The organism is Ruegeria sp. CL3 (assembly GCF_056536505.1).
Genome location: NZ_JBQFPT010000025.1, coordinates 1 through 5,967 on the forward strand (window position 1 = coordinate 1; position 5,967 = coordinate 5,967).

Annotated in this window: 3 tRNA genes and 3 rRNA genes; all 6 read right to left on the bottom strand. The window is 53.5% G+C overall.

Annotation, left to right across the window (positions count from 1 at the left end):
* Position 1 precedes the first annotated feature (1 nt).
* The 6 genes from ACR0NO_RS21990 to ACR0NO_RS22015 all read right to left on the bottom strand — a co-directional run bounded on the left by ACR0NO_RS21990 (position 2) and on the right by ACR0NO_RS22015 (position 5,520).
* Positions 2 to 78: transfer RNA gene (locus ACR0NO_RS21990), tRNA-Met, on the bottom strand.
* Between the two features lie 51 nt (positions 79 to 129).
* Positions 130 to 244: ribosomal RNA gene (gene rrf, locus ACR0NO_RS21995) — 5S ribosomal RNA — on the bottom strand.
* Positions 245 to 415: 171 nt separating this feature from the next.
* Positions 416 to 3,281 (bottom strand): 23S ribosomal RNA (locus ACR0NO_RS22000).
* A gap of 458 nt (positions 3,282 to 3,739) precedes the next feature.
* Positions 3,740 to 3,815 (bottom strand) — tRNA-Ala (locus ACR0NO_RS22005).
* A gap of 27 nt (positions 3,816 to 3,842) precedes the next feature.
* Positions 3,843 to 3,919 (bottom strand) — tRNA-Ile (locus ACR0NO_RS22010).
* A 139-nt stretch (positions 3,920 to 4,058) separates the two neighbouring features.
* Positions 4,059 to 5,520, bottom strand: a 16S ribosomal RNA gene (locus tag ACR0NO_RS22015).
* Together the 16S, 23S and 5S rRNA genes with 3 tRNA genes alongside form the textbook arrangement of a ribosomal RNA operon.
* Positions 5,521 to 5,967 lie beyond the last annotated feature (447 nt).

Consider the following 5,967-nt stretch of genomic DNA (forward strand, 5'->3'; position numbering starts at 1 on the left):
CTGGTTGCGGGAGCAGGATTTGAACCTGCGACCTTCAGGTTATGAGCCTGACGAGCTACCGGGCTGCTCCATCCCGCGTCAGAGTCAGATTTGTTTCATCGTATTAGAGAGACTGTGGGCTTTTGCTAGGTTTGGCGGTGACCTACTCTCCCGGGGCTTAAGCCCAAGTACCATTGGCGCGGCAGTGCTTAACTTCCGGGTTCGGGATGGGACCGGGTGTTTCACTTGCGCTATGACCACCAAACCGAGGAAAAGCCCCCGTCGCGGCTTTGCCTTTGGCAAAGCGCGACGCGCGGCAGGCAGCGTCTTTATCGTAGATAAAGGCGCGTTGCCGCACGGTTGTTAATCAGATCAACGTTGTCCAACTCAAGGTCGGTGTATGCTTCTGGTTTGATTTGTCTTTCTGTTACTGGATCAAATCAAGCCTATCGGGCGATTAGTACCGGTCAACTGAACGCATTACTGCGCTTACATCTCCGGCCTATTGACGTGGTGGTCTTCCACGGCCCTCAGGGAGACCTTGTTTTGAGGGGGGCTTCCCGCTTAGATGCCTTCAGCGGTTATCCTGTCCGATCATAGCTACCCAGCACTGCCGTTGGCACGACAACTGGTCCACCAGTGGATCGTTCACCCCGGTCCTCTCGTACTAGGGGCAACTCCTCTCAAGTCTCCTACACCCACGGCAGATAGGGACCGAACTGTCTCACGACGTTCTAAACCCAGCTCACGTACCTCTTTAAACGGCGAACAGCCGTACCCTTGGGACCTGCTCCAGCCCCAGGATGAGATGAGCCGACATCGAGGTGCCAAACACTGCCGTCGATATGGACTCTTGGGCAGTATCAGCCTGTTATCCCCGGCGTACCTTTTATCCGTTGAGCGATGGCCCTTCCACTCGGGACCACCGGATCACTATGGCCGTCTTTCGACTCTGCTCGACTTGTCAGTCTCGCAGTCAGGCTGGCTTCTGCCATTGCACTCAACGAGCGATTTCCGACCGCTCTGAGCCAACCTTCGCGCGCCTCCGTTACGCTTTAGGAGGCGACCGCCCCAGTCAAACTACCCGCCACGCAGGGTCCCGGATCCGGATAACGGACCGCGGTTAGACATCAAGAGTGCGAAGGGTGGTATCTCAAGGGAGGCTCCACGGATACTTGCGTTTCCGCTTCAAAGCCTACCACCTATCCTGCACATCACAATCCTGATGCCAGTGCGAAGCTGTAGTAAAGGTGCACGGGGTCTTTCCGTCTAACCGCGGGAAGCCTGCATCTTGACAGGCAATTCAATTTCGCTGAGTCGATGTTGGAGACAGCGGGGAAGTCGTTACGCCATTCGTGCAGGTCGGAACTTACCCGACAAGGAATTTCGCTACCTTAGGACCGTTATAGTTACGGCCGCCGTTTACCTGGGCTTCAATTCAAGGCTCTCACCTCTCCTTTTAACCTTCAGGCACCGGGCAGGCGTCAGACCCTATACGTCGTCTTGCGACTTCGCAGAGCCCTGTGTTTTTAATAAACAGTCGCCACCCCCTGGTTTGTGCCCCCAGCCCCTAGTTGCCTAGGAACCGGGCCTCCTTCTCGCGAACTTACGGAGGTATTTTGCCGAGTTCCTTCAACATCGTTCTCTCAAGCGCCTTGGTATGCTCTACCAGTCCACCTGTGTCGGTTTAGGGTACGGTCTGATGGAGGGCTATTTCCAGGAACCACTCAGCAGCCCAATCAATCCGATAAGATTGAACTACACCTGTGATCCGTCACATCCTCCTGGCCTAGGAATATTAACCTAGTTCCCATCGCCTACGCCTTTCGGCCTCGGCTTAGGGGCCGGCTTACCCTGCTCAGATTAGCTTTAAGCAGGAACCCTTGGACTTTCGGCGAGAGTGTCTCTCACACTCTTTGTCGCTACTCATGTCATCATTCTCACTAGTGATCTCTCCACCGGATGGCTCACGCCCCGGCTTCATCGAAAGAACCTATGCCTGCGCTACCGCCTATTCGGCTACTTGAGCGCGATTACGCGCACCGCATAACCGGCGGTAAAAAAGGCAAGGTTCTATGTCACACTACGCTCTGCTACCGATGCTTACGCATCCCTAGACTTCGGCTCATGGCTTGAGCCCCGTTACATCTTCGCCGCAGGACAACTTATTTAGACCAGTGAGCTGTTACGCTATCTTTAAAGGATGGCTGCTTCTAAGCCAACCTCCTGGTTGTTTTGGTCGTCCCACCTGCTTTCCCACTTAGCCATGAATTGGGGGCCTTAGTCGTAGGTCAGGGTTGTTTCCCTCTCCACTACGGACGTTAGCATCCGCAGTGTGTCTGCCATCTAGTACTCCCGGGTATTCGGAGTTTGGTTAGGATCAGTAAGCCTGTGGGGCCCCATTACCCATCCAGTGCTCTACCCCCCGGGGTATTCGGATGACGCTCTACCTAAATAGATTTCGCAGAGAACCAGCTATCTCCGAGTTTGATTGGCCTTTCACCCCTAGGCACAGCTCATCCCGATCCTTTTCAACGGATGTGGGTTCGGTCCTCCAGTAAGTGTTACCTTACCTTCAACCTGGCCATGCCTAGATCACTCGGTTTCGGGTCTGATCCCACGAACTCATTCGCCCTATTAAGACTCGCTTTCGCTACGCCTACACCTAACGGCTTAAGCTTGCTCGTAAGACCAAGTCGATGACCCATTATACAAAAGGTACGCCGTCAGATCTCGAGGATCCTCCGACTGATTGTAGGCGTTCGGTTTCAGGTACTGTTTCACTCCCCTCGTCGGGGTGCTTTTCACCTTTCCCTCACGGTACTGGTTCGCTATCGGTCAGCAAGGAGTACTTAGCCTTCGAAGGTGGTCCTCCGATCTTCAGACAGAATTTCACGTGTTCCGCCCTACTTAATACGTCCATCAAAGCTTCCTATACGGGGCTGTCACCCGCTATGGCCATGCTTCCCAACATGTTCTAGTCACTTATCTGGCTCGGCTGGTCCCCGTTCGCTCGCCGCTACTAGGGGAGTATCAATTGATTTCCTTTCCTCCGGGTACTTAGATGTTTCAGTTCCCCGGGTTTGCTCTTAAAACCCTATGTATTCAGGTCTTAAGTACCTGTTTAAGCAACATATTGATTACCAAAGATAACAATATGAAGCTTTCAGGTGGGTTGCCCCATTCAGAGATCCATGGATCAAAGCTTATTCTCAGCTCCCCATGGCTTATCGCAGAGTATCACGTCTTTCATCGCCTCTTGCTGCCAAGGCATTCACCAAACGCCCTTCTCGCGCTTGATTTGATCCAGAAAGAGAAAGACACACGATAGTTGTGCTACCGCCTATTCGGCTACTTGAGCACAAGTATGTCAATCGCGACCGCCCAGCTGGTAACTAAAGGCGATCTTTCTTCTGAACCAAAAGCATACTTTCCCGCCTTCCATCCTGGAACCCGCGCTGCCGATGTCGGTCGGCCCCACGCAGAGGATAGAAGACAATGCATGATCGTCAGATCATGCGGGTTAGTGTACTTGACTTGGACAACTCTGTTCGTTTCAGCCGGGATATTCAAAGAGGGACGAGGAAACATCCCCAATCGAACCTCCTCCGAAGAGGACCAACTGAGATCAACGCCTCACTCGGCGCGATCAAACAGTGTTGATTGATTTCTCTCTATACGATGTCAATGCCTCCGAAGAAGCGACGTCCAATCGGACGGTTAAGAACCAAAAAGGTGCTTAACGATCTGATCGGATAAATGGTGGAGCCTAGGAGGATCGAACTCCTGACCTCCTGAATGCAAATCAGGCGCTCTCCCAGCTGAGCTAAGGCCCCATTCAGGTGCTACGCACCCTAATCTAGTGGTGGGTCGAGGAGGACTTGAACCTCCGACCTCACGCTTATCAGGCGTGCGCTCTAACCACCTGAGCTACCGACCCAGACAGGCCGGTCGGCCTGATGTGTTCTGAAGAGATATGAGGACGGCTCGGTCCATGAGTTTGATCAACTTTGTTTGTTGATCTTTTGCTAAGTGCTTCACGATCAAGAGCAAGCTCAAGATACTAGAAACATCCTTAGAAAGGAGGTGATCCAGCCGCAGGTTCCCCTACGGCTACCTTGTTACGACTTCACCCCAGTCGCTGATCCTACCGTGGTCCGCTGCCTCCAAAAGGTTAGCGCACGGCCGTCGGGTAGAACCAACTCCCATGGTGTGACGGGCGGTGTGTACAAGGCCCGGGAACGTATTCACCGCGTCATGCTGTTACGCGATTACTAGCGATTCCGACTTCATGGGGTCGAGTTGCAGACCCCAATCCGAACTGAGACAGTTTTTTGGGATTAACCCATTGTCACTGCCATTGTAGCACGTGTGTAGCCCAACCCGTAAGGGCCATGAGGACTTGACGTCATCCACACCTTCCTCCCGCTTATCACGGGCAGTTTCCCTAGAGTGCCCAGCCGAACTGCTGGCAACTAAGGATGTGGGTTGCGCTCGTTGCCGGACTTAACCGAACATCTCACGACACGAGCTGACGACAGCCATGCAGCACCTGTCACTAGGTCACCGAAGTGAAAGATCCATCTCTGGAACGGTCCTAGGATGTCAAGGGTTGGTAAGGTTCTGCGCGTTGCTTCGAATTAAACCACATGCTCCACCGCTTGTGCGGGCCCCCGTCAATTTCTTTGAGTTTTAATCTTGCGACCGTACTCCCCAGGCGGAATGCTTAATCCGTTAGGTGTGTCACCGAATAGCATGCTACCCGACGACTGGCATTCATCGTTTACGGTGTGGACTACCAGGGTATCTAATCCTGTTTGCTCCCCACACTTTCGCACCTCAGCGTCAGTATCGAGCCAGTGAGCCGCCTTCGCCACTGGTGTTCCTCCGAATATCTACGAATTTCACCTCTACACTCGGAATTCCACTCACCTCTCTCGAACTCTAGACCGATAGTTTTGGAGGCAGTTCCGGGGTTGAGCCCCGGGATTTCACCCCCAACTTTCCGATCCGCCTACGTGCGCTTTACGCCCAGTAATTCCGAACAACGCTAACCCCCTCCGTATTACCGCGGCTGCTGGCACGGAGTTAGCCGGGGTTTCTTTACCTGCTACCGTCATTATCTTCACAGGCGAAAGAGCTTTACGACCCTAGGGCCTTCATCACTCACGCGGCATGGCTGGATCAGGGTTGCCCCCATTGTCCAAGATTCCCCACTGCTGCCTCCCGTAGGAGTCTGGGCCGTGTCTCAGTCCCAGTGTTGCTGATCATCCTCTAAAACCAGCTATAGATCGTAGGCTTGGTAGGCCATTACCCCACCAACTACCTAATCTAACGCGGGCTAATCCTTTGGCGATAAATCTTTCCCCCGAAGGGCTCATACGGTATTACTCTCCGTTTCCAGAGGCTATTCCGTACCAAAGGGCATATTCCCACGCGTTACTAACCCGTCCGCCGCTCACCCCGAAGGGCGCGCTCGACTTGCATGTGTTAGGCCTGCCGCCAGCGTTCGTTCTGAGCCAGAATCAAACTCTCAAGTTGAAAAGCAGTTGCCTGCTTATCCTTGACGTTCGAACCTCTGCACATCCTTGATTGTGCTACCGCCTATTCGGCTACTTGAGCACGTTTAAGCGATACCTCCACCCGGCTAGGCGAAGGAACAATCAAGAGTCATCTGTTTGTCTGTGCTTCAGCTTCATAGAAACCAAAGTACCGAACAAACAGTGAAGCTGACACTCAATCATCGGGCCGTAACCCTATGAGCGCGATATACAGACATTCAATCCGTCGAAACGAACCAAACCGCCCACATATCTCTTCAGTTATCCATCAATGTCAAAGAACAAACACCCAGAGCCAAAAACCAGACCGTTGCGCCAATCCCTCAGCGCGCCCGCCTAAAACTCAACCTCAGATGCCCCCAGTCTATCCTGAGCGTCCCCGCCGCCTCAGCAGCGCCCCAGCGCCTCAGCAGCGCCGGTGAAGGGG